The organism is Streptomyces galbus, from assembly GCF_005280195.1.
GTDB classification, from domain to species: domain Bacteria; phylum Actinomycetota; class Actinomycetes; order Streptomycetales; family Streptomycetaceae; genus Streptomyces; species Streptomyces galbus.
In genome coordinates, this window is the sequence record NZ_SZPR01000008.1 from 50,283 (window position 1) to 73,113 (window position 22,831).

At 73.3% G+C, this 22,831-nt stretch carries 19 protein-coding genes; 6 read left to right on the plus strand and 13 right to left on the minus strand.

Annotated elements, in window-relative coordinates; all coding sequences use genetic code 11:
• The 7 genes from E4U92_RS04720 to E4U92_RS04750 form a co-directional block, all read right to left on the minus strand.
• A complete protein-coding gene (locus tag E4U92_RS04720) occupies positions 1-2,502 on the minus strand; it encodes a PQQ-dependent sugar dehydrogenase (RefSeq protein WP_137298975.1) in 2,502 nt (833 codons plus the stop codon).
• Positions 2,503-2,676: 174 nt separating this feature from the next.
• Positions 2,677-3,675: a sugar phosphate isomerase/epimerase family protein gene (locus E4U92_RS04725; RefSeq protein ID WP_137298976.1), complete on the minus strand. Its 999-nt coding sequence runs from the start codon at positions 3,673-3,675 to the stop codon at positions 2,677-2,679.
• 12 nt (positions 3,676-3,687) lie between these two features.
• Positions 3,688-4,998 (minus strand): Gfo/Idh/MocA family protein, encoded by a 1,311-nt coding sequence (locus E4U92_RS04730; protein WP_137298977.1) that lies wholly within the window; start codon positions 4,996-4,998, stop codon positions 3,688-3,690.
• A 53-nt stretch (positions 4,999-5,051) separates the two neighbouring features.
• Positions 5,052-6,095 (minus strand): substrate-binding domain-containing protein, encoded by a 1,044-nt coding sequence (locus E4U92_RS04735; RefSeq protein ID WP_137298978.1) that lies wholly within the window; start codon positions 6,093-6,095, stop codon positions 5,052-5,054.
• Positions 6,096-6,112: 17 nt separating this feature from the next.
• On the minus strand, positions 6,113-7,132 hold the full coding sequence (locus tag E4U92_RS04740) for an ABC transporter permease (protein WP_137298979.1): 1,020 nt from the start codon (positions 7,130-7,132) through the stop codon (positions 6,113-6,115).
• On the minus strand, positions 7,129-8,652 hold the full coding sequence (locus E4U92_RS04745) for a sugar ABC transporter ATP-binding protein (RefSeq protein WP_137298980.1): 1,524 nt from the start codon (positions 8,650-8,652) through the stop codon (positions 7,129-7,131). The genes E4U92_RS04740 and E4U92_RS04745 overlap by 4 nt, the downstream gene beginning before the upstream one ends.
• A 272-nt stretch (positions 8,653-8,924) precedes the next feature.
• A complete protein-coding gene (locus E4U92_RS04750; protein WP_137298981.1) occupies positions 8,925-10,106 on the minus strand; it encodes an ROK family transcriptional regulator in 1,182 nt (393 codons plus the stop codon).
• Positions 10,107-10,347: 241 nt separating this feature from the next.
• On the opposite strand from E4U92_RS04750, the gene E4U92_RS04755 reads away from it, so the two are divergent.
• Complete coding sequence (locus E4U92_RS04755; protein ID WP_137298982.1) at positions 10,348-10,821, plus strand: DUF4231 domain-containing protein; 474 nt, start codon at positions 10,348-10,350, stop codon at positions 10,819-10,821.
• 282 nt (positions 10,822-11,103) lie between these two features.
• Here the strand turns inward: E4U92_RS04755 and E4U92_RS04760 are convergent, their stop codons facing one another.
• Positions 11,104-12,051, minus strand: coding sequence for a beta-ketoacyl-ACP synthase III (locus E4U92_RS04760; RefSeq protein WP_137298983.1), 948 nt, complete (start codon positions 12,049-12,051; stop codon positions 11,104-11,106).
• 307 nt (positions 12,052-12,358) lie between these two features.
• On the opposite strand from E4U92_RS04760, the gene fdhD reads away from it, so the two are divergent.
• Positions 12,359-13,207, plus strand: coding sequence for a formate dehydrogenase accessory sulfurtransferase FdhD (fdhD, locus tag E4U92_RS04765; RefSeq protein ID WP_137298984.1), 849 nt, complete (start codon positions 12,359-12,361; stop codon positions 13,205-13,207).
• A gap of 24 nt (positions 13,208-13,231) precedes the next feature.
• On the opposite strand, the gene E4U92_RS04770 is transcribed toward fdhD, so the two are convergent.
• On the minus strand, positions 13,232-14,146 hold the full coding sequence (locus tag E4U92_RS04770) for a LysR family transcriptional regulator (protein WP_137298985.1): 915 nt from the start codon (positions 14,144-14,146) through the stop codon (positions 13,232-13,234).
• 132 nt (positions 14,147-14,278) lie between these two features.
• On the opposite strand from E4U92_RS04770, the gene E4U92_RS04775 reads away from it, so the two are divergent.
• On the plus strand, positions 14,279-14,998 hold the full coding sequence (locus E4U92_RS04775) for an SDR family oxidoreductase (RefSeq protein ID WP_137298986.1): 720 nt from the start codon (positions 14,279-14,281) through the stop codon (positions 14,996-14,998).
• A 52-nt stretch (positions 14,999-15,050) separates the two neighbouring features.
• Here E4U92_RS04775 and E4U92_RS04780 read toward each other — a convergent pair whose 3' ends face one another.
• Together E4U92_RS04780 and E4U92_RS04785 are read right to left on the minus strand one after the other, a co-directional pair.
• Positions 15,051-15,587 carry an isochorismatase family protein gene (locus E4U92_RS04780; RefSeq protein WP_137298987.1) on the minus strand — a complete coding sequence of 179 codons (537 nt, stop codon included), beginning with the start codon at positions 15,585-15,587 and terminating at the stop codon, positions 15,051-15,053.
• The gene (locus E4U92_RS04785; protein WP_137298988.1) at positions 15,584-16,624 is read right to left on the minus strand and encodes a bile acid:sodium symporter family protein; all 1,041 of its coding nucleotides are present in this window, start codon (positions 16,622-16,624) and stop codon (positions 15,584-15,586) included. The genes E4U92_RS04780 and E4U92_RS04785 overlap by 4 nt, the downstream gene beginning before the upstream one ends.
• Before the next feature lie 186 nt (positions 16,625-16,810).
• Here E4U92_RS04785 and E4U92_RS04790 point away from each other — a divergent pair, with 186 nt between their 5' ends.
• A complete protein-coding gene (locus E4U92_RS04790; RefSeq protein WP_137298989.1) occupies positions 16,811-17,674 on the plus strand; it encodes a LysR substrate-binding domain-containing protein in 864 nt (287 codons plus the stop codon).
• A 42-nt stretch (positions 17,675-17,716) separates the two neighbouring features.
• Here the strand turns inward: E4U92_RS04790 and E4U92_RS04795 are convergent, their stop codons facing one another.
• The gene (locus E4U92_RS04795) at positions 17,717-18,367 is read right to left on the minus strand and encodes a TetR/AcrR family transcriptional regulator (protein ID WP_137299481.1); all 651 of its coding nucleotides are present in this window, start codon (positions 18,365-18,367) and stop codon (positions 17,717-17,719) included.
• A gap of 175 nt (positions 18,368-18,542) precedes the next feature.
• Between E4U92_RS04795 and E4U92_RS04800 the strand changes: the two genes are divergently transcribed.
• A complete protein-coding gene (locus E4U92_RS04800; RefSeq protein WP_137298990.1) occupies positions 18,543-20,003 on the plus strand; it encodes an MFS transporter in 1,461 nt (486 codons plus the stop codon).
• Between the two features lie 15 nt (positions 20,004-20,018).
• Here E4U92_RS04800 and E4U92_RS04805 read toward each other — a convergent pair whose 3' ends face one another.
• Positions 20,019-21,035: an Lrp/AsnC family transcriptional regulator gene (locus E4U92_RS04805; protein WP_137298991.1), complete on the minus strand. Its 1,017-nt coding sequence runs from the start codon at positions 21,033-21,035 to the stop codon at positions 20,019-20,021.
• A gap of 139 nt (positions 21,036-21,174) precedes the next feature.
• On the opposite strand from E4U92_RS04805, the gene E4U92_RS04810 reads away from it, so the two are divergent.
• A complete protein-coding gene (locus E4U92_RS04810) occupies positions 21,175-22,674 on the plus strand; it encodes an MFS transporter (protein WP_137298992.1) in 1,500 nt (499 codons plus the stop codon).
• Positions 22,675-22,831: the final 157 nt, after the last annotated feature.

Genomic DNA, 22,831 nt, shown 5'->3' on the forward strand with positions numbered 1-22,831 from the left:
TCAGCCCGTGGTGAAGGTGAAGTCGTCGACGTCGAACAGGGCTCCGGTGCCGCCCTTGGCCACCAGGTAGAGCGTGGTGGTGCCGCGCGGGGCGCGCGACAGGTCGGCCTGGACGTCCTGGAAGGTCTCCCAGCCGCCGGTCGCCGGCACGGTGGCCCTGCCGAGCAGGGTGCCGCTCGCCGAGCCGGCCCGGATCTCCAGGGTCCCGCCGGCGCCGCCGGAGGCGACCCGCGCGGTGATCTTCCGGGCGTTGTCCACGACGTACGGCGTGAACGAGATCCAGTCACCGTGCTGGAGGTCGCCGACGACCCTGCCGCCGTGCGCGGTGTCCTTGGCGATCACCGAGGCGCCGGCGCTGTCGCCGAAGTGCTCGGCCTGGCGGTGGCGGGGCTGCAGGACGCTCTGGTCGTGCGAGGTGAGCGCCGCCTGGCCGCCGCCTCCGTTGTCGGTGTACTCGGCGTTCAGCACGCCGAAGATGTTGGCGTCCTCGTCGTGTCCGCCGTCGGCGCTGGTCTGGATGGTGCCGGAGCAGCCGGTGGCGGAGGTGAGCGGGTGGCCGTGGGTGTCGTGGCCGAGGACGAAGGTCACCTTGACCTTGGCGCAGTCGATCCGGCGTCCGTCCTCGGGGTCGGTCACCTTCACGGTGAAGGGGACGGCGTCGCCGAAGCTGAAGAGCTGGCCGTCCTTCGGGGTCTGCAGCACCACGGTGGGCGCGGTGTTGCCGACGACGATCTGCACGCTGGCGCTGCCGGTGCGGCCCGTGGGGTCCTTGGCGGTCACCGTCGCGGTGTACGTGCCGTTCGTGCGGTAGGTGTGCCGCGGGGCGGCGTCGGTCGACCGTGTGCCGTCGCCGAAGTCCCAGCTGTAGGTCAGCGTGTCGCCGTCCTGGTCGCTGGTGCCCGCCGAGGAGAACTGCACCTTCAGCGGGGCCCGGCCGGAGGTGCGGCTCGCCGTGGCCTGCGCGACGGGCGAGTGGCCGTCGGTCGCGTTCTCGATGCGGTACAGCGCCGAGTTCTCGTCGCCGCCGAACCAGGAGACGCCGTAGTCGAGGACGTACAGCGCGCCGTCGGGCCCGAAGGCCATGTCCATCACCTGCGTGCCGGTCCACGGCACGTCGTTCACGGCCTGCACGGTGCCGTCGGCGTCGCTGGTGATGCGCTTGATCCAGCGCCGGCCGAACTCCCCGGCGAAGAAGTCGCCGTCGTAGGCCTCGGGGAACTTCACCGGCGAGTCGAGCGCGGGGTCGTAGTGGTAGACCGGGCCGCCCATCGGGGACTCGGAGCCGTCGCCGAACTCGGGCACCGAGGGGCCGTCGTAGGGGATCCAGGCGGGCTGGGCCGGGGGCAGTTCGGTCAGGCCGGTGTTGTGCGGCGAGGTGTTCCGCGGGGCGGAGCAGTCGAAGGCGGCGCCGGAGGTGCGGGTGGCGAAGTCGTAGTCGACGTAGGCGTCGTTGCCGCCGGTGCAGTACGGCCAGCCGAAGTTGCCGGGACCGGTGACGCGGGCGAACTCGACCTGGCCGGCCGGTCCGCGGGCGGGGTCGGCGGCGCCGGCGTCGGGGCCGTAGTCACCGACGTAGAGGATGCCGGTCTGCCGGTCGACGCTGAAGCGGAACGGGTTGCGGAAGCCCATCGCGTAGATCTCGGGCCTGGTCCGGTCCGTGCCGACGGGGAAGAGGTTGCCGTCGGGGATGGAGTAGCCGCCGTCCGCCTGGACCTTGATGCGCAGGATCTTGCCGCGCAGGTCGTTGGTGTTGCCGGAGGTGCGCTGGGCGTCGAAGCCGGGGTTGCGGTTCGCGCGTTCGTCGATCGGGGTGAAGCCGTCGGACTGGAAGGGGTTGGTGTCGTCACCCGTCGACAGGTAGAGGTTGCCTGCCGCGTCGAAGTCGATGTCGCCGCCGACGTGGCAGCACAGACCGCGGGTGGTGGGGACGTCGAGGATCTTCGTCTCGCTGGCGGTGTCGAGCGTGCCGTCGGTCCTCAGCATGAAGCGGGACAGGCGGTTGACGCCGTCGTACGGGGCGAAGTCGGCGGCGGTGCCGGTCTCCGGGGCGTCGCCCGCGGGGGTGTCCAACGGGGGCGCGTAGTAGAGGTAGATGAACCGGTTGGTGGCGAAGCCGGGGTCGACGCCGACGCCTTGCAGGCCCTCCTCGTCGTGGGAGTAGACGGCGAGCTTGCCGGCCAGTCTGGTGGTGCCGGCCGCGTCGGTCAGGCGCAGTTCGCCGTCGCGTGAGGTGTGCAGGACCGAGCGGTCCGGCAGGACGGCCAGCGACATGGGTTCGCCGACCTCCGGCTCACCCTTGGCGAGGGTGACCTGCTGGAAGTCCTCGGCGGCGACGGCCGGGGCGGTGTCCGGGGCGGCGACGGCTGCGCCGGCGACGGGGGTGGAGAGGGTGAGGGAGGCGCCCGCGAGCAGCGCTCCGCCGAGCAGGGCGACGGCCCGGTGCAGGCGCCGCCGGGGGGTGGTGGGTCTTGCCGTGGGGGTGGTGCGGTCGTTCCCGTGCACGAAATGCCTCCAGTGAGGGGCCGGTGGTACGGGCGGGTGCGATCGCCGGGATGCGCCGTCATCCCGGAGGGGGTGCCGACCGGCGTGGTGCCGTGGGGGCCGGTCGGACCAGGGGGCTACGGGGTGCGGTCAGGTGGGCTACGGGGGTGCGGTCAAGTGGGCTACGGGGTGCGGTCAGGTGGAGAAGGCCGCGTCGAACGAGGCCGACGGCGGCTCGAAGTCGTAGGTCTTGAGGCGCCTGAGTGCCTCGGGGGCGCCCTGGAGGCGGTCCATGCCGGCGTCCTCCCACTCCACGGAGACCGGTCCGCGGTAGTCGATGGAGCGCAGCATCCGGAAGACGTCCTCCCAGGGGACGTCGCCGTGTCCGGCGGAGACGAAGTCCCAGCCGCGGCGCGGGTCGCCCCAGGGCAGGTGGGAGCCGAGGCGGCCGTTGCGCCCGTCGAGGCGCTTGCGGGCCTCCTTGCAGTCGACGTGGTAGATCCGGTCGCGGAAGTCCCAGAGGAAGCCGACCGGGTCGAGGTCCTGCCACACGAAGTGGGAGGGGTCGAAGTTGAGTCCGAAGGCCGGCCGGCGGTCGACGGCCTCCAGGGCGCGTACGGTCGTCCAGTAGTCGTAGGCGATCTCGCTCGGGTGGACCTCGTGGGCGAAGCGCACGCCCTCCGCGTCGAACACGTCGAGGATCGGGTTCCAGCGCTCGGCGAAGTCCTCGTAGCCGCGGTCGACCATCGACGCGGGCGCGGGCGGGAACATGGCGACCAGGTGCCAGATGGCGGAGCCGGTGAAGCCGACGACGGTGTCGACGCCGAAGGCGGCCGCGGCGCGGGCCGTGTCGCGCATCCGGTCGGCGGCGCGCCGCCGCACCCCCTCGGGGTCGCCGTCGCCCCACACGTCGGCGGGCAGGATCGCCCGGTGCCGCTCGTCGATGAGGGCGTCGCACACGGCCTGCCCGACCAGGTGGTTGGAGACGGCCCAGCACTTCAGCCCGTACTTGTCGAGCAGGTGGTGGCGGGAGTCGACGTACCCCGGGTCGGTGAGGGCCTTGTCGACCTCGAAGTGGTCGCCCCAGCAGGCGAGTTCGAGTCCGTCGTAGCCGAAGTCGCGGGCCAGGCGGCAGACCTCCTCCAGCGGCAGGTCGGCCCACTGTCCGGTGAACAGGGTGAACGGGCGGGGCATGGCGGTGCCTCCTCAGTCCGCGATCGGGGTGTAGACGGAGTTCTTCTCGGCGCTCTCCTCGACGGCGGCCAGCACGCGCTGCACCTGGAGCCCGTCGGCGAAGGAGGGGTCGGGGCGGCGGCCCTCGGCGACGGCGTGGACGAGGTCGCGGGCCTGGTGGACGAAGGTGTGCTCGTAGCCGAGGCCGTGCCCCGGGGGCCACCAGGCGTCGAGGTAGGGGTGGTCGGGTTCGGTGACGAGGATGCGGCGGAAGCCCGCCTCGGCGCCCGGGTCGGTGCCGTCGTGGAACCACAGCTCGTTCAGCCGCTCCAGGTCGAAGGCGAGGGAGCCGCGCTCGCCGTTGAGTTCCAGGCGCAGGGCGTTCTTGCGTCCGGTCGCGTACCGGGTGGCCTCGAAGGAGGCGAGGGCGCCGGAGGCGAAACGGCCGGTGAACAGGGCGGCGTCGTCGACGGTGACGGTGCCGGTGCCGCCCGCCGCGACGGCGCTCAGACCGCTGCGGGTCCCGCCGGGCAGGGGGCGTTCCCGTACGAACGTCTCGGTGAGCGCGGACACCCCGGCCAGTCGCTCCCCGGCCAGGTGCTGGGCGAGGTCGACGATGTGCGCGCCCAGGTCGCCGAGCGAGCCGGAGCCGGCCAGTTCCCTGCGCAGCCGCCAGGTCAGCGGGAACCCCGGGTCCACGAGCCAGTCCTGGAGGTAGGCCACCCGCACGTGCCGCAGCGTGCCGAGCCGGCCGGCGGCCACCATTCGCCGGGCCAGGGCGGTGGCGGGCACCCGGCGGTAGTTGAAGCCGACCATCGCCATCTGCCCTCGCCCGTACGCCTCTTCGGCGGCCCGGGTCATCGCCTCGGCCTCGGCGACGGTGTTGGCGAGGGGCTTCTCGCACAGCACGTGCTTGCCGGCCGCGAGCGCGGCGAGGGCGATCTCGGCGTGGCTGTCGCCGGGGGTGCAGATGTCGACGAGGTCGACGTCGTCCCGGGCGATCAGGGCCCGCCAGTCGGTCTCGGTGTCCGCCCAGCCGAGCCGGTCGGCCGCGGCCCGCACGGCTGCCCGGTCCCGTCCGCAGACCACCGACAGCACGGGCCGGCGGGGCAGGTCGAACACCCGGCCCGCGGTGCGCCAGCCCTGGGAGTGCGCGGCACCCATGAACGCGTACCCGACCATGCCGACGCGCAGCGGGGGCCGGTCGGCCGGGGCCGGTGACCGCGTGGTCCGCCCGGACGGGTCCGTGGCTTCGGTCCCGGCCGTTGCGGGCCCCGCCGCCGCGGTGTCCGCCGGTGCGGTGTCCTCCGCCTCCGGTTCCGCTGGCTGCTGCGGCTGTTCCATGCGGTGCTCCTCCTCTTCGTGGTGGCGCGGTGGGGGGTGCGGGGCAGGGCGCCTCAGCGGAAGCCGGTGGGCATGTACTGGTCGACGTTGTCCTTGTCGACGACGGCCGAGTAGAGGGTGATCGACGAGGGGATCTCGAACTCGGCGAGCCCGCCGACACCCTTGCCCTGGCCGAGGGCGCGGGCGAGGTCGATCGCGGAGGCGGCCATGGTCGGCGGGTACAGCACGGTCGCCTTGAGGACGCCGTTGTCCTGCTTGATGGCCTGGAAGGCGGACAGGGCGCCGGCGCCGCCGACCATCAGGAAGTCGTCCCGGCCGGCCTGTTCGATGGCGCGCAGCGCTCCCACGCCCTGGTCGTCGTCGTGGTTCCACAGGGCGTCGAACCTCGGCTGGGCCTGCAGGAGTTGCGCCATCTTGGCCTGGCCGGACTCGACGGTGAACTCGGCCGCCTGGCGAGCCACCTTGCGGATGTTGGGGTAGTTCTTCAGGGCGTCGTCGAAGCCCTGGGTGCGCTGCTTGGTCAGCTCCAGGTTGTCCAGCCCGGCGAGCTCGATGACGCGAGCACCGGACTTCCCCTTGAGCTTCTCGCCGATGTAGTGGCCGGCGCTCAGGCCCATGCCGTAGTTGTCGCCGCCGATCCAGCAGCGGTACGCCTGCGGGGTGTTGAAGATCCGGTCCAGGTTCACGACGGGGATCCCGGCGCGCATCGCCTTCAGGCCGACCTGGGTGAGGGCCTTGCCGTCGGCGGGCAGCACGACCAGCACGTCGACCTTCTTGTTGATCAGCGTCTCGATCTGGCCGATCTGCTGGGCGGTGTCGTTGGAGCCCTCGGTGATCTCCAGGCTGACGTCGGCGTACTTCTTCGCCCGCTGCTCGGCATTGTCGTTGATCGCGTTGAGCCAGCCGTGGTCGGCCTGGGGGCCCGCGAAGCCGATGGTGACGTGCTTGCCGGGCTTGTCGTCGGCGGCCGGCCGGGTGCCGCCGGCGGCCGACGACTCGTCCTTGGTGTCGTTGCTGGTGCAACCGGCCAGGAGTGCGCCGGCCGAGACGGCGGCGGTCCCGAAGAGCAGTCCTCTGCGACTGGTGCGGTGCGACATGACGGTGAACCCTTTCCTCAGGTCGTGCTCGCGGTACGGCGCTGGACCAGCACGGCGGCGACGATGATCGCGCCCTTGGCGATCTGCTGGACGTCGCTCTGCAGGTTGTTCAGGGCGAAGATGTCGGTGATCGTGGTGAAGATCAGCACACCGAGCACGGAGCCGGTGATGGTGCCGCGCCCCCCGCTGAGCAGGGTCCCGCCGATGATCGCGGCGGCGATGGCGTCGAGTTCGTAGAGGTTGCCGTTGGTGTTCTGGCCCGAGCCGGACAGGACGACCAGCAGGAAGGCGGCGATGCCGCAGCACAGTCCGGACAGCAGGTAGAGGTACAGGCGCTGGCGGCGGACGTCGATGCCGGCCAGCCGGGCCGCCTCCGCGTTGCCGCCGACCGCCACGGTGCGCCTGCCGAAGGTCGTGCGGTTGAGCACCAGCCAGCCGAGGACCGTCACGAGTGCGAAGACCAGGACGAGCGGGGGGATGCCGAGAAGGTAGGAGTCGCGCTCGCCGAGGGACAGGACGCCGTCGACGGTGACGATCTGGGTGCGGCCGTCGGTGATCTGCAGGGCCAGTCCGCGCGCCGAGGCCAGCATGGCGAGGGTCGCGATGAACGGCACCATCCCGCCGTACGCGACCAGCAGGCCGTTGACGAGCCCGCAGCCGAGGCCGACGAGGACCGCGGTGAACAGGATGCCGCCGAAGCCGTACTCCTGGGTAGCGACGGTGGTGGCCCACACGGAGGCCAGGGCGACGATCGCGCCGACGGACAGGTCGATGCCGCCGGAGGTGATGACGAACGTCATCCCGACGGTGACCACGCCGATCACCGACGCCTGGGTGAGCACCAGTTGGAGGTTGCGGGTGTCGAGGAACTCGTCCGGCTTGGTGACGCCGCCGATGACGACCAGCGCGGCGAGCACGCCGAGCAGGGAGAGGGTGCGGACGTCGGCGCGGGCCCGCAGGCCGCGCCAGGCGGGGGTGCGGCCGGCCGGGGCGACCGTGTCGGCGCTGTCCCGCGGCGGGGAGGCGTGCTGCGTCATGACGCCTGGCTTCCTTCCATGACGAGGTCGAGGACGCGGTGTTCGTCGAGTGCGGGGGCGGGCGCGGTGTGCACCACCCGCCCCTCGCGGAGCACCAGCACGCGGTCGGCGAGGCCGAGGACCTCGGGGACCTCGCTGGAGACCAGCAGGACGGCGAGTCCCTCGTCGGCCAGTCGCCGGACGACCGCATACAGTTCGGCGCGGGCGCCGACGTCGACGCCGCGGGTGGGTTCGTCGAGCAGCAGCACCCGGCAGCCGCGCAGCAGCCAGCGGGCCAGGACGGCCTTCTGCTGGTTGCCGCCGGACAGGGTGCGCACGGGCACGGCCGGGTTGTCGGGCCGCAGCGACAGCTCGCGGGTGGCGGCGCGGGCGGCGGCCCGCTCGGCGCCGCGGTCGATCCAGCCGGCCCGCGCGAAGCGGGAGAGGGAGGAGACCGAGACGTTGCGGGTGACGGACTCCAGCATCAGCAGCGCCTGGGCCTTGCGCTCCTCGGGGGCGAGGCCGAGTCCGGCGCGGACGGCGGCCCGTACGCTGCCGGGGCGCAGCGGCCGGCCGTCGACGAGCACCTGTCCGGCGGTGGGCCTGCGCGCGCCGTACACCGTCTCCAGGATCTCGGACCGCCCCGACCCGACCAGTCCCGCCAATCCGACGATCTCCCCGGCGCGCACCTCGAGGTCCAGGGGCTCGAACTCGCCGTCGCGGGCGAGTCCGCGCACCTGGAGGACGGGAGTGCCGCCGTCGCCGGGCGGCGGGGCGGGCCGCTCGGGGAAGACGTACTCGACGGTGCGGCCCGTCATCAGCGCCACGACCTCGCGGGTGGGCGTCGACTTCGCGGGCAGGCCGCCCGCCACCGCGCGTCCGTCCTTCAGCACGGTCACCCGGTCGCCGATGCGGCGGATCTCCTCCAGCCGGTGCGAGATGTACACGACGGCCACGCCGTCCGCGGTCAGGCCGCCGACGATGCGGAACAGGTTGTCGACCTCGTCGGGGTCGAGCGCGGCGGACGGCTCGTCCATCACGATGAGCCGCACGTCGTGCGACAACGCCCGCGCCATGGACACGATCTGCTGCTGGGCCGCCGACAACTCCCCCACCAGACGCCCGGGATCGACCTCCGGGTGCCCGAGCCGCCGCAGCAGGCGGCCGGTGGCCTCCTTGGCGGCCCGGCCGCGCACGACGAACCCGGCGGTCGTGGGCTCGTGGCCCAGGTGGACGTTCTCGGCCACCGACAGGTGTTCCACCAGGTCGAGTTCCTGGTAGATGGTGGCGATGCCGAGGCGCATCGCGGCGATCGGGGAGCGCAGGGTGACCGGCTCGCCGCGCCAGCGGATGACACCGTCGTCCGGCTGGTGGGCGCCGGCCAGCACCTTGATGAGGGTGGACTTGCCGGCGCCGTTCTGGCCGAGCAGGCAGTGCACTTCGCCGGCCTGGACGTCGAGGTCGACGCCGTCCAGGGCCCGGACGCCGGGGAACGACTTGGTGATGCCGGACATGCTGAGCAGCGGTGGTTCGGGTGCCATGTGGGTTCCCCTCGGCGGGCGTTCGGGCCGGTTCAGGGTGTGCTCGCCCTCCCGGCGGCGGTGGCGCGGGAGCAGCCGGGTGACGTCGGGCGGAAGCGGGTGGGTCGGTGGGTCCGGGGCCGGACTGGGCAGGACTGTGCTGTGCTGTGCTGTGCAGGGTCGTGCCGGGCAGGGTGCGCTGAGCGGAGTCGAGCTGAGCAGGGTCGTGCCGGGCAGGGCAGGGCAGGCCGGAGCGAGCGCCGTGCGCCGTGCCGGTCGCGCGGGTTACCGGGTCAGGCGGGTGAGAACAGGTGGTCGCTGATCAGCCGGGCCCCGCCGATCACACCGGCGGTGGGACCCAACTCCCCCAGGACGATGGGCAGGTTGCCGGTGGCCAGCGGCAGCGACTGGCGGTAGACCTGGGTGCGGATCGCGGCGAGCAGGGTGTGGCCGAGGCCGGTCACCCCACCGCCGATCACCACCAGGCCGGGGTTGAAGAAGGAGACGAGTCCGGCGATGACCTGGCCCGTGCGGGTGCCGCCCTCGCGGATCAGGTCGAGGCAGGTGGCGTCACCCGCGGCGGCCGCGGCGGCGACATCGGCGGCGGTGAGCGCGCCGTGCGTCTCCAGCCGTACCGCGAGCTCCGGCGACAGGCCCTGCTGGGCCGCCTCCACCGCGTCGCGGGCCAGTGCGGCGCCGCTGAAGTGGGCTTCCAGGCAGCCCCGGTTGCCGCAGGCGCAGGGACGCCCGTCGGGTACGGCCTGGATGTGCCCGATGTCGCCCGCGCTGCCGGTGGTGCCGCGGTAGACGTGGCCGCCCACGACGATCCCGCAGCCGATACCGGTGCCGATCTTGACGCACAGGTAGTCGGCGACGGTCCGGGCGACCCCGGCGTGCTGCTCCCCCATCGCCATGAGGTTCACGTCGTTGTCGACCATGACCGGGCAGCCCAGCTCCTGGCTGAGCGCCTCCCGCACGGGGAAGCCGTCCCAGCCCGGCATGATCGGCGGGGCGACCGGGACGCCCTCGGGGAAGCGGACGGGTCCGGGGACGCCGATGCCGGCGCCGTCGAACCCTTCGGCCAGCCCGGTCGCCCGCAACTTGGCGGCCATGGACAGGACCTGCTCGAAGACCGCGACCGGTCCCTCGCGCACGTCCAGGGGCTGGTTGAGGTGACCGAGGATCTCCAGTTCGGCGTTGGTGACGGCGACGTCGACCGAGGTCGCGCCGATGTCCACGCCGAGGAAGCGCAGGTCCGGGTTGAGCCGGACGTTGTGCGAGCGGCGCCCGCCGCGTGAGGCGGCGAGTCCGTCGGCCACCACCAGCCCCGTCTCCAGCAGGCGGTCCACCTCCACGGCCAGCTTGGACCGCGAGAGGTCGACCTGGTCGCCGAGCTGGGCACGGGAGTTGGGGCCGCCGTCCCGCAACAGCTTGAGCAGGCGGGCCTGGTGCGCGTTCGCCGGTCGTGCCGTCATGCGTCTCACGTGCCCCTCCCCGCCTGGTTCCGGCCACCGATGTCGGGCTTTCGAAGGGAACGTAGCAGTGGCTGCCGAGCCTGGGAAGAAGTCATGCACGGATTGCCGCAGACTTCTTCCACTCTCAGGACAAAGAGCGGGGCGGTGGGGTCGCGATCCGGCCGGTACACCAAGTAGTCCGGGAGACAGGCGACTTGGCCTACTCTGGGGTCTCGCGTGCCGCGGCGATCGGGGGGAGTTCATGACGACACCGCAGACGGCGACGGGTGCCACGGGGTCCGGACCGGACTACGCCATGGGCCTCGCCGACCGCTCCTACGCCTGGTACCAGCGGGCCGCGACGAAGGCCCGCCGCTACTACCGGATCACCGAGACCCTCCAGTTGCTGGTCTCCGCCGCGATCCCCGTGACCGCGGTGCTCGCCCCCGGTGAGGCGCGGGTGCCGGCGCTGCTCGGCGGGGTCGTGGTGGTCCTGACCGGTATGCGCTCGGTGTTCCACTGGCAGGACGACTACCTGCGGTTCAGCCAGGCCCGGGAGGCGGTCGAGGCGGAGCGCAGGCTGTACCGCACGGGGTCTGCGCCCTACGACGACGAGAGCACGCGCGAGCGGGCGCTGGCCGCGGCGGTGACCAGGATCGAGCAGGGCGAGATGAGCGCCTGGTCCCAACTGGTCAGCACCCGCGGCCGGGAGGAGCCGCCCCCGGTCACGCCCTGAGGGGACCGGGACCGGGGCGAAGCGGCAGGGCCGGCTCACGCGCACTCTCCGCGTCCATCGGGTCACTTCCGTTTGCGAAGAGATCCATTGACCCACATGGAGCCGTAAAAAAGGTACATGAGAAGTAGAAGTACAAGAGCTGCCCAGACGCTCCAGCGGGCCACTCCATCGACATGCCCGCTGACCCACGATGCAGCGCCACGCGCACCGGCCGGCTGGCCGGAGAAACCGAGGTGCCCGGCGAGTCCGCTCTCGACGCGTCACCGCGGCCGGCTCCCCCGGTCACGGGCACCGTACGACCTGCCCGGCGTACGACAGGTTGCCGCCGAACCCGAACAGCAGCACCGGGTCGCCGCCTGAGACCGCGCCCTGCTCGACCAGCTTGGACAGGGCGAGCGGGATGCTGGCGGCGGACGTGTTCCCGGACTCGGTGACATCCCGCGCGACCACGGCGTTGACGGCGCCGAGCTTCTCCGCGAGCGGCTCGATGATGCGCAGGTTCGCCTGGTGCAGCACCACCGCGGCGAGGTCCTCGGGCGCCAGACCGGCTCGCTCGCAGGCCTGCCGGGCGAGCGGCGGGAGGTGGGTGGTGGCCCACCGGTAGACGCTCTGCCCCTCCTGCGCGAACCGCGCCGGCTGCCCCTCGATGCGCACGGCGTGCCCCATCTCCGGCACCGAACCCCACAGCACGGGCCCGATGCCGGGCCCCGTGCCGGGCGGGCAGGCCTCGACGACGGCGGCCCCCGCGCCGTCGCCCACCAGGACGCAGGTGCTGCGGTCGGTCCAGTCGGCCACCTCGGACATCTTGTCGGCGCCGATGACCAGGGCCCGGCGGGCGGCACCGGCGCGCACGGTGTGGTCGGCGGTGGCGAGCGCGTGGGTGAACCCGGCGCACACCACGTTGACGTCCATCGCCGCGGGGTGCGGGATGCCGAGGCGGGCGGCGACCCGCGCCGCCATGTTGGGCGACCGGTCCACGGCCGTGGAGGTCGCCACCAGCACCAGGTCGATGTCCTCCGGCGCGGTCCCGGCGCCGGCCAGCGCCTTGGCGGCGGCGTGCGCGGCGAGCTCGTCGACCGGCTCGTCGGGGCCGGCGATGTGGCGGGTGCGGATGCCCACCCGGCTCCTGATCCACTCGTCGCTGGTGTCGACCAGGGCCGCCAGGTCCTCGTTGGTCAGCACCTTGGCGGGCTGGTAGTGGCCGACCGCGGTGATGCGCGAGCCGTTCATCGGGTGGTCCCCCTCGTTGCCGTGGGTCGCGGATCCACCAGTCTGGTGAGTGACTCACGGGTACGGCGGCAGGTGATACGACAGGAAACAGCCGCCCGGATTGTCGGCTTCCCGCAGACCCTCGGACGCCCGAACAGCCGTCGCACACCCCGAGGAGTCCGACGGGTGCGCAGCGGGTACCCGGGACGACACGCCGGACGGGACCACCGCCGTCCGCGCCCACCGCGCAGGCGGTCGCCACCCGGCGCCCCCGGTGCAGGACAATGACACCGTCGAGGTCACTTACAGAACCGGGGCTGATCAGGACATGGGACGCGTCACGGAACGTCGCAAGGTGATCCGCATCCGGGACGGGGCGGTCTCCGCCCGTCCGGACACCCTCGTCGCCGAGGAACCACTGGAGATACGCCTCAACGGCAAACCGCTCGCGATCACCATGCGCACGCCCGGTGACGACTTCGCGCTGGCCGCCGGGTTCCTGGTCAGCGAGGGGGTGCTGGCGACCGACGACGACCTGCAGAACATCGTCTACTGCGCGGGGGCGACCGCCGACGGCTCCAACACCTACAACGTCGTCGACGTGCGGACCGCCCCGCACGTGACGCCGCCCGACATCACCCTCGAGCGGAACGTGTACACGACGTCGTCCTGCGGTCTGTGCGGCAAGGCCAGCCTGGACGCCGTGCGCACGACCGCCCGCTGGCCCATCGCCGACACTCCCCCGGTGCGCGTCGCTCCCGAGCTGCTCGCGAGCTTGCCCGACCGGCTGCGCGCGGCCCAGCGGGTCTTCGACCGGACCGGCGGCCTGCACGCGGCGGCCCTGTTCAGCGAGGAGGGCGAGCTGCTCGACGTCCGCGAGGACGTGGGCCGGCACAACGCGGTCGACAAGCTCGTCGGCCGCGCCCTGCAGAGCGGTGACCTGCCGCTGTCCCGCGCGGTCCTGCTGGTGTCGGGCCGGGCGTCCTTCGAGCTGGCCCAGAAGGCCGTCATGGCCGGCATCCCGGTGCTGGCGGCCGTCTCGGCGCCGTCCTCGCTGGCGGTGGACCTGGCCGCGGAGACGGGCCTGACCCTGGTGGGCTTCCTGCGCGGCACCTCCATGAACGTGTACGCGGGTGAGGAGCGCGTCGCCCTGCGGGCCGGGGCCGCGCAGGGCTGACCCGGGACCCCGCCGCACCCTCAGCTACGTGCGCTTCCCGGCCCCGTCACCCGTCCCGTCCCCATCCTCGTCACCCGTCCCGTCCCTGTCCCCTTCCCGGGCGGGCCGCGCCCCCGTCGCACCGGCTCCCGCGCGCCTCGCGACCTCCACGAACGCGGTGATCAGCGGCGTGGCCCGGCTCGCGTCCCAGGCGAGCAGCACCTCGTCGGGCTCGGCGTCGGGAACGGGCACGTAGGTGATGTCGGGACGGGCGTACTGCTCGGCCACCGAGCGCGGCACCAGGGTGATGCCGGCGCCGCCGGCCACGCGCTCGAACTTCTCCTCGATGGTGCGGATCGGCACGTCACCGGGGCGCGGGTCGTTGTAGCGCAGCCAGGTCTCGCCGTCGAGGTCGGCCAGGGCCAGCTCCTGCTTGCCGGCGAGGCGGTGGTCGGCGGGCAGCATCGCCACCCGCGTCTCGCGGTGCAGCGGCAGCAGCGTGAGGCCCTCGTCGCGGACGGGCCGGCGCAGGAAGGCGATGTCGACGCCGCCGTCGCGCAGCAGGTCCTCCTGGTCGTCCCACTCGACCCGGCGGGCGTGGGTCTCGACGTCCGGGTGCGCGGCCGCGAACTGCCGCAGCACCGCCGTGACGACCACGCCGGCCCGGAAGCCCACGACGAGCCGGCGCGGGCCGAGGGCAGCGCGCCGGACCCGGCGTCGCGCCCCCTCGGCGGCGTCGAGCAACCGGCTTCCGTCCTCCAGGAGTTGCCGCCCGGCATCCGTCAACGCCACGCCCCGGCTGTCCCGGACGAAGAGGTCGGCACCCAAGTCCTTCTCCAGCGCCCGGATCTGACGGCTCAGCACCGGCTGGGCGATGTGCAGGCGGTCGGCCGCGCGTCCGAAGTGCAGCAGCTCGGCCACCGTGACGAAGTAGCGGACCTTGCGCAGGTCGAGATCCATGGCTCTCCTTCCGGGCCCGCGTCTGCGGCGATACCTCGAGGGTATCGCCGCAGGCGAAAGAGGTCTTGGACGGCCCGGCGGGGCGGCAGCAGGCTGGAGGACGTCACCACTGGACCCCCGGAAGGAGTGGGCATGAGCCTGCGTGAACAGCGGATCGTCGTGATCGGCGGCACGTCCGGCATCGGACTGGCCGTCGCGGAGGCCGCCGCAGCCGAGGGCGCCGAGGTCGTCGTCGCCTCACGGCGCCAGGAGAGCGTGTCCGGCGCACTGGAGCGGTTGCCGGACGGCGCCCGCGGCCACGTCCTGGACGCCACCGACGAGGAGGCGCTCCGGGCGTTCTTCGCCGAGGTCGGCGCCTTCGACCACCTCGTCTACACGGCGGGCGAGTCGCTGCTGATGGAGAGCCTCGCCGAGCAGGACCTGGACCGGGCCCGGCGGTTCCTGGACACCCGGCTGTGGGGCGCGTACTCGGCCGTGCGGCTGGGCGCCGGGTCGATCCGGCCGGGCGGTTCAGTCGTGCTGACCACCGGCACGGCGGCCCGCCGGCCGCTGCCGGGGACGACGGTCGCGGCGAGCCTGTGCGGGGCGATGGAGTCGCTCACCCGGGCGCTGGCGCTGGAGCTGGCGCCGCTGCGGGTGAACGTGGTGTCGCCGGGCGTGGTGCGCACCGACCTGTGGCGCGACCTGGACGAGACGGACCGGGAGGGCCTGTTCCGGTCCTCGGCCGGTTCGCTTCCCGTCGGCCGGGTCGGCGAGCCCGCGGACGTGGCCGAGGCGTACCTGTACCTGATGCGGGGCGGCTACAGCACCGGTTCGGTCGTGGTGGTGGACGGCGGCGGCCTGCTGGTGTGACGAGCCGGGCGGCCCGACGACGCCCTGCGCGCGGGCCGTGCCCCGGTGCCCGTCAGGTCCGGGCGAACGACACCTCCGCCGCCCGGACGACCGTGCCGAGCCGTGGGAAGTCGAGCCGTACCGACGCCTCGTGCTCGGCGCGGGTCAGCGCGGTCATCGCGTCCTCGACGAAGACCAGGCCGTAACCGAGGTCGGCGGCGGCGCGGGCGGTGGACTCCACGCCGAGGTTGGTGGCGATGCCGCCGAACACCAGCGTGGTGACCCCCCGCCCGCGCAGCACGTCGTCGAGGCCGGTGCCCTGGAAGGCGCCGACGGTGCGCTTGACGATCTCGACGTCCCCCGCGCGCGGCAGGCCCGCGACGAGGGCGCTGCCGGGCGGCTGCTCGGTGACGCCGGGGCGTTCCACCCGGACCAGGACGACGGGGGCGCCGGCCGCACGGAACGTGCCGGCCAGCGCCTCGGCCGTGGCGAGCACGTCGGTGCCCTTGTGGGGCTCCAGGGGCAGCGCGACGATCCGGTCCATCAGGTCGACGAGGACCAGTGCGGTGCGGGCGGGGTCGAGGGCGTCGGGTGCGTCGGGTCGGCTCATGACGGAACGTTATCCCCCGGCAGCCGTCCGTACCGGGGATCCGGATCAACAGGGCGGTCCCGCTCGGGCAGGGGGTCCTGTGCGCGGCGGCGGGCGATGACCGCGCAGACCATGAGCTGCATCTGGTGGAAGAGCATCAGCGGCAGCACCGCCAGCGAGGCGTGCGCGCCGAAGAGCACGCTCGCCATGGGCAGTCCGGAGGCGAGGGACTTCTTGGACCCGGCGAACTGGATGGTGATGCGGTCCTCCCGGCCGAAGTGCAGCGCCTTCGCGCCGTACCAGGTGAGCAGGAGCATCACGGCGAGCAGCACGGCCTCCACGACGAGCAGTCCGCCCAGCCGGGCGGGGCTCACCCGGTGCCAGACGCCCTGCACCATGCCTTCACTGAACGCCGTGTAGACGACGAGCAGGATGGAGCCCCGGTCGACGTAGCCGAGGACCTTCTTGTGCCGGGCGACGAAGCCGCCGATCCAGTGCCGCAGCACCTGTCCGGCCAGGAACGGCGCCAGCAGTTGCAGCGCGATCTGCACCAGCGAGTCGCCGGAGAAGCCGCCCCCGCCGCTGCCCAGCAGCGCCGCCGCGAGCAGCGGGGTGGCGACGATCCCGACCAGGGAGGAGAACGAGCCCGCGCAGATCGCCGCGGGCACGTTGCCGCGGGCGATGGAGGTGAACGCGATCGACGACTGCACGGTCGACGGCACGAGCGTGAGGAACAGCAGGCCCTGGTACAGGGGGTGGGTGAGGACGACGGGCACCAGGCCGCGGGCGGCCAGGCCCAGCGCCGGGAAGATCAGGAAGGTGCAGGCCAGGACGGTGAGGTGGAGCCGCCAGTGGCGCAGTCCGTCGAGGGCCTCGCGGGTGGACAGCCGGGCGCCGTAGAGGAAGAACAGCAGGGCGATCGCGGCGGTGGAGGCGCCGGAGGAGACGTCGGCGGCCGTGCCGCGCGCCGGGAACAGGGCTGCGAGGCCCACCGTGCCGAGCAGCAGCACGAGGTAGGGGTCGATCGACAGCCGGCTCGGCCGGCGAAGGCGTTTCACGGTGCTCCACGTTCTTTCTCGTCGACGGTCGTGCCACGGGCTCCGGGAGGGGCGTCGGGGTGGCCGGTCAGGTAACGGGTCCCCCTCGTCGCCTCCCCATCGTCCTTCGTCACCGCGTGATCGGGAATCCGGCACACCGCACTGACTGTCATCACGGTATGCGATAGGCGGGATACGGTGGCCGGTATGTACGACCCGTCTCACCTGCGCACCTTCCTCGCGGTGGCCCAGACGCTGAGCTTCACCCAGGCCGCGCGCCGGCTCGGGCTGCGCCAGTCCACGGTGAGCCAGCACGTGCGGCGGCTGGAGGACGCCACCGGGCGGACGCTGTTCGCACGGGACACCCACTCCGTGGCGCTGACCGAGGACGGCGAGGCGATGCTGGGCTTCGCCCGCCGCATCCTGGAGGTCCACGAGCAGGCCACGGCGTTCTTCACCGGCACGCGGGTGCGCGGGCGGCTGCGCTTCGGCGCCTCGGAGGACTTCGTGCTGACCCGGCTCCCGGAGATCCTGGAGGGCTTCCGGTACGAGCACCCCGAGGTCGACCTGGAGCTGACCGTGGAGCTGTCCGGCACGCTCCACGAGCAACTGGCCGCCGGGAAGCTGGACCTGGTGCTAGCCAAGCGGCGCCCCGAGGACCCGCGCGGGGAACTGGTGCGCCACGACCAGCTCGTGTGGATCGCCGGGGAGCGCTGGCGCCCGGACCCCGACCGGCCGGTGCCGCTGATCGTCTACCCGCCGCCGGGCATCACCCGGGCCCGCGCCCTTCAGGCGCTGGAGCGGCAGGGCCGGGCCTGGCGGATCGTGTGCACCAGCGGCAGCCTCAACGGGCTGATCGCCGCGGCCCGGGCGGGGCTGGGCGTCATGGCCCACTCACGCGGGCTGATCCCGCCCGGCCTGGTCCGCGTCCCCGACCGGGTGGGGCTGCCCGAGCTGGGCCAGGTGGACTTCGTCCTCGCCCACGGCGACCGCCGCACGGCGGCCCGGGGCCCGGCGCACGCCCTGGCCACGGCGATCCTCGCGGGCGGCGACCGGCTGCACCGCCGTTGAGCCGGGCCGCTCAGCCCTGAGCGAGCAGGCCCGCTCCGGCGCTCACCCGGCCCCGGCCTGAAGGCGGAGGCCTGACAGGGTCAGCTCCAGCGCGGCGAGGAACTGGTCCCGGTCGTCGTGCCCCGCGAATTCGTCGACGATCTCCTGCACGAACGGGAATTCGGCGCTGTCGAGGGACCGCCACTGCTCGGCGAAGCGAGCGAGGTACGCGTCGCGGTCCATGGTGCCGTCGAGGATCTCCGGCGGGATCTCCGCCCCCAGGTCGGCGGCCGTGCCGACGACGACGCTGGTGATCGCCGACACCGCGTGGAAACGCTGCCGCGGCGTGAGGTCGAGACGGAGGGTGGGCTGGCCGAGCTTCTCGTACAGGCGCAGCGAGTTGCCCTGTACGTCGGTGTTGCGCATGAAGTAGGCCGACAGCCAGGGCCGGTCGACGATCGCGTCGAAGAGCGCGATGGCCATGGCGCGGAGGTCGGCGATCGGGTCGTCGCTCTGCGGCTGCCCCTCAACGAGGGCCAGGACCCCGCCGATCGCGTGGTCGGTGGCGCGGTCGAGCAGTTCGTCCTTGTTCGAGACGTACCAGTAGATGGTGCCGACGCCGGTGCCGAGACGGGCGGCGAGCGCGCGGAACGTCAGTGCCGGCGCGCCGGCCTCGTCGAGCAGGGCCACGGCGGCTCCGAGGACGGCCTCCAGCGAGTGCGAAGCACGCTTGCGCCCGCGGGGAGCGCCTTGGGTGGGGAGGGTGCGCGGGCCTGTCATGGCATCCATCCAATCACAGCTTGCCCCCGGATCGAACGTCGTTCTAGTATCGAACCTCGTTCCAACATCGAACGTCGTTCGTCAGGCGTTCCGAGAGAGGGGGCCGGCCATGACCGCCGTCACCGATTCCGCTCCACCGTCCAGCCGCACCTATCCGTCGTTGCGCGCGGCGTGGATCCCCCTGGCCGCGCTCTGCCTGGCCTTCTTCGTCGAGATGGTCGACAACACGCTGCTCTCCGTCGCGCTGCCCACCATCGGCCGCGACCTCGGCAGCGGCACGACCGCCCTGCAATGGGTCACCGGCGCCTACTCGCTGACCTTCGGCGGCCTCCTCCTCACGGCGGGGTCGCTCGCCGACCGGCTCGGGCGGCGGCGCGTGCTGCTCGTCGGGCTCGCCGCGTTCGGGCTGATCAGCCTCTGCGTCGTCGCCGTCGACTCCGCGGCGCAGCTCATCACGCTGCGCGCCGGGCTCGGCATCGCCGCCGCCGCCATGGCGCCCATCACCAACTCCCTCGTCTTCCGGCTCTTCGACGACCAGGCGCTGCGCATGCGGGCGATGACCCTGATGATCGTCGTCGGCATGTCCGGCTTCGTCCTCGGCCCGCTGCTGGGCGGCACGGCCCTCGCCCACGTGCGCTGGGAGTGGCTGCTCGTGGTCAACGCCCCGATCGCGCTGGTCGCGGCCGTCGGCGTGCGCCTCGGGGTGGCCGCCGACCGGCCCGAGGACCTGACCGAGGACCGGCTCGACCTGCCGGGCGCCGTCCTGAGCGTCCTGACCATCGGCCTGGCCTGCTACTCCCTGACCAGCGGTGTCGAGCACGGCTGGCTCTCCCCGGCCACCGTCACGTCGGTCCTCTGCGCCGTGGCGGCGGGCGTCGCGTTCGTGTGGCACGAGCGCCGCAGCGCCGTACCCATGCTCGACCTGGGGCTCTTCTCCGGCGGCACCGTCCGCGGCGCGGCCATCGCCCAGATCGGCACGTCCGTCGCGATGGCCGGCGTGATGTTCGGGCTGATCCTCCACTTCCAGTACGCCTACGGCTGGAGCCCCGTGCGCGCGGGCCTCGCGAACCTGCCGGTCATCGTGACCATGATCGTCGCGACGCCGCTGTCGGAGTGGCTCGGCAAGCGGTTCGGGCACCGGGTCGCCTGCCTGGTCGGCGCGGCCTGTCTGGCCGCCGCCCTGGCCGGTCTCGCCTGGGGCGTCGACCACGGGTACGCCGCCATCGCCGTCTGCATGGTCGTGATGACGATCGGGCTGCGCACCGTGATGACGATCTGCGCGATCGCCCTGGTCGACGCGATGCCGGCCAACCGCACGTCGATCGGCACCGCCCTCAACGACACCGCCCAGGAGGTCGGGACCAGCGTCGGCACCGCCGTCGTCGGCACCCTGATCGCGGCACTGGTCACCACCCGGCTGCCCGCGGGCGTGTGGAGCAGCGACCTCGTGCGGTCCTTCTTCCACGGCGAGCGGATCACGTACGCCGTGCTCGCGGTGCTCGTCGGCCTGATCGCGACGGGCGGTGCGCTCACGCTCACCGACTCCCACTCCGTCGAGGAGCCGGCCTGAGCGATCGGTGACTCCCTAACGCCTCCCACCGGCGGCCCCGGTGCCCCGCCCCTGGCGGTACGTCAGTTGCTTGACCCGGCGCAGGAACGGCGTGGCCTCCACGTGCTGGACGCCCTCCAGCCGGCCCAGGGGTCCGCTGAGGTAGCGGTAGAGGTGGGCGCTGTCGCGGGTGACGGTGGTGGCCATCAGGTTGGAGGGGCCCGCGGTGGCGGTGCAGTAGGCGATCTCCTCGTGGTCGGCCAGGGCCTCGCCCACCGCGTGCAGCGCGGCCGGCGCGGCCGTGATCCACAGGGCCGAACTGAAGGGGTGGCCGAGCCGGCCGGGGTCGTACTCCACGTCGAGGTGGATCGCGCCGGAGCCGACCAGGGTGGCCAGGCGGCGCCGGACGGCGGACTCGGAGCGGCCCGTGGCGCGCCGCAGCTCGGGGTAGGTGGCGCGGCCGTCGGCCTCCAGGGCGGCGACCAGCGGTTCGTCCTCGGGGTCGATGCGGGCCGGACCCGGGTCGGGCTCCGCCTCGGGCCGCAGGGCCGCGATGTGGTCGTCGGTGAGGACACGGAGCTTGCGCAGCCAGCCCGTCGGGCCGCCGAAGAAGCGGTGCAGCAACTGGTGGGCGCGGATCTCCACCACGCTGGGGGTGCGCGGGAGCTTGCCGAGCAGCAGGTCGTCGTGGTCGCCGGGGTGGTGCGAGCGGGTGCCGCAGACCACCTCGGTGCCGCCCGAGGCCAGGGCGATCCAGTGGGTGTCGGGACGCTTGGCGAGGGCGTCGGCGATCACCGGGGCGCTGTCGGGCGCGCAGCGCACGCGCAGCATCCACTGGTCCTGCCCGAGCCGCTCGGCGTCGCGCACGGCGACCACGCGCAGGCCGCCCTCGGCGCACAGCCGGCGGTAGCGGCGGGCGACGGTCTGCTCGGACACGCCGAGCACCGCGCCGATCCGGCTGAACGAGGCCCGGGCGTCGACCTCCAGCGCGGACAACACCGCCACGTCCAGCGCGTCGTACTGCCCGGGTGCGGTGGAGGATTCCCGCTTCATCCGGCTCACTCCCGTCGGATTCCGTCACTCCGGGACCGCTGACGGCCGGGTTCGGCCGCGCCCCGGCCATCGTACGGGGACGGACAACCGAACGCGGGGCCGGCCGGACCGGCCCGGGAGCGGACGAGGAGTGGGGACGATGCGTGGCTGGGGACCGCTGACGGCGGTGTGCGTGGGGACGTTCATGTTGTTGCTGGACGTGACGATCGCGATCGTCGCGCTGCCGGACATGGCGGGGGCGCTGCACGCCTCGCTGAGCGATCTGCAGTGGGTGATCGACGGGTACGCGCTGACGCTGGCCGCGGTGCTGCTCGGCGCCGGGGCGGCGGCCGACATCCTGGGCCGGCGGCGTGTGTACGTGGTGGGGCTGGTGCTGTTCGCGGTGGCGTCGCTGCTGTGCGGGCTGACCCGGGGGCCGGGCGAGCTGGTGGCGGCGCGGGCGGTGCAGGGCGTGGGCGCGGCGGCGATGTTCGCCACGACGCTGCCCCTGCTCGGCTCGGTGTACCGGGGCCGGCAGCGGTCGGTGGCGCTCGGGGTGTTCGGCGCGGTCAGCGGCGCGGCGGCGGCTGTCGGTCCGGTGCTCGGCGGGCTGCTCACCGCGGGGCCGGGCTGGCGGTGGATCTTCTTCGTGAACCTGCCGATCAGTGTGCTGGGCGTCTGGCTGACGCTGCGGCTGGTGCCGGAGTCGCGCAGCCCCCGCGCGGTGCGGGTGGACTGGGCGGGCACGGTGACGTTCGCGGCGTGCGCGGGCGGCACGACGTACGCCGTGGTGCGGGCCGGTGAGGACGGCTGGACCTCCGGCACGACGCTGGGCTGGTTCGCCGGGGCGGCGGTCGCGCTCCTCGGCTTCGTGCTGGTGGAACGGCGGGTCGCGCACCCCCTGCTGGACCTCGCGCTGCTGCGCCGGCCCGCGTTCGTGGGCGTGCTGGTGGGGGCGCTCGCCTTCAACGGGGTGGCGTTCGGGGTGATCCCGTACCTGTCGATCTGGATGCAGACGCTGCTCGGGATGACGCCGGTGCGCGGCGGGCTGACCCTGCTGCCGCTGACCGGCGCGTCGGTGGTGGTGGCGGTCCTGGGCGGGCGGCTGCTGCACGGGGCGCCCGCGCGGCTGACCATCGGCGGCGGGCTGCTGCTGATCGGCACCGGGTCGTTCTGCCAGGCCGTCCTGGGCGCGGGTTCCGACTGGCGGGCGCTGGCGCCGGGCCTGGTGCTGGTCGGCGTGGGCACCGGGCTGGTGTCCCCGGCGATCGCGGGCGCGGCCCTGGCGGCCGTGCCGCAGGAGCGGGCCGGCATGGCGGGCGGTGCGGTGAACACGTTCCGGCAGCTCGGGTACGCCTTCGGGGTGGCCGTCTTCGGCACGGTGCTGACCTCGCGGATGCAAGGCGACCTGCCCGGCGCGGCGGCGCACGCCCTGGCGGGCGGCGGGGCGGACGCGCTGCGCGGCTCGGTCCCCGAGCACACACTGCGCGCGGTGTTCGCCTCGGGCCTCGACACGGCGCTGGTGACGGCGGGCTGTGTGGGTGTCGTGGCCGGCGCGCTGGTCCTGGCCCTGGTCAGGACGCAGACGGCAGGACCGGCCGGTGTGACGGAATCGGGTGCCGGGACGCTGGAGGAAGGGACGGCCACCTCGCACCGGTGAGCCCCACGGCGCCGGTGCGGGAGCGGACGGACGCCCGTCGTGCCCCGGTCCGCACCGGTGCCGGGGTGGCGTGCGGGGGGCGGGCAGATTCGGTGGAGATTACGGCACCGAACCTTACTCATCCGTCAGTTTTGTGTCCGACCCTTCCGCATGTGCG

Excerpts from the sequence above, each read along its gene's own strand:
- E4U92_RS04725 (WP_137298976.1), bottom strand. The coding sequence starts at position 3,675 with ATGCCCCGCCCGTTCACCCTGTTCACCGGACAGTGGGCCGACCTGCCG.
- E4U92_RS04730 (WP_137298977.1), bottom strand. The coding sequence starts at position 4,998 with ATGGAACAGCCGCAGCAGCCAGCGGAACCGGAGGCGGAGGACACCGCA.
- E4U92_RS04735 (WP_137298978.1), bottom strand. The coding sequence starts at position 6,095 with ATGTCGCACCGCACCAGTCGCAGAGGACTGCTCTTCGGGACCGCCGCC.
- E4U92_RS04740 (WP_137298979.1), bottom strand. The coding sequence starts at position 7,132 with ATGACGCAGCACGCCTCCCCGCCGCGGGACAGCGCCGACACGGTCGCC.
- E4U92_RS04745 (WP_137298980.1), bottom strand. The coding sequence starts at position 8,652 with ATGGCACCCGAACCACCGCTGCTCAGCATGTCCGGCATCACCAAGTCG.
- E4U92_RS04750 (WP_137298981.1), bottom strand. The coding sequence starts at position 10,106 with ATGACGGCACGACCGGCGAACGCGCACCAGGCCCGCCTGCTCAAGCTG.
- E4U92_RS04755 (WP_137298982.1), top strand. The coding sequence starts at position 10,348 with ATGACGACACCGCAGACGGCGACGGGTGCCACGGGGTCCGGACCGGAC.
- E4U92_RS04760 (WP_137298983.1), bottom strand. The coding sequence starts at position 12,051 with ATGAACGGCTCGCGCATCACCGCGGTCGGCCACTACCAGCCCGCCAAG.
- fdhD (WP_137298984.1), top strand. The coding sequence starts at position 12,359 with ATGGGACGCGTCACGGAACGTCGCAAGGTGATCCGCATCCGGGACGGG.
- E4U92_RS04770 (WP_137298985.1), bottom strand. The coding sequence starts at position 14,146 with ATGGATCTCGACCTGCGCAAGGTCCGCTACTTCGTCACGGTGGCCGAG.
- E4U92_RS04775 (WP_137298986.1), top strand. The coding sequence starts at position 14,279 with ATGAGCCTGCGTGAACAGCGGATCGTCGTGATCGGCGGCACGTCCGGC.
- E4U92_RS04780 (WP_137298987.1), bottom strand. The coding sequence starts at position 15,587 with ATGAGCCGACCCGACGCACCCGACGCCCTCGACCCCGCCCGCACCGCA.
- E4U92_RS04790 (WP_137298989.1), top strand. The coding sequence starts at position 16,811 with ATGTACGACCCGTCTCACCTGCGCACCTTCCTCGCGGTGGCCCAGACG.
- E4U92_RS04800 (WP_137298990.1), top strand. The coding sequence starts at position 18,543 with ATGACCGCCGTCACCGATTCCGCTCCACCGTCCAGCCGCACCTATCCG.
- E4U92_RS04805 (WP_137298991.1), bottom strand. The coding sequence starts at position 21,035 with ATGAAGCGGGAATCCTCCACCGCACCCGGGCAGTACGACGCGCTGGAC.
- E4U92_RS04810 (WP_137298992.1), top strand. The coding sequence starts at position 21,175 with ATGCGTGGCTGGGGACCGCTGACGGCGGTGTGCGTGGGGACGTTCATG.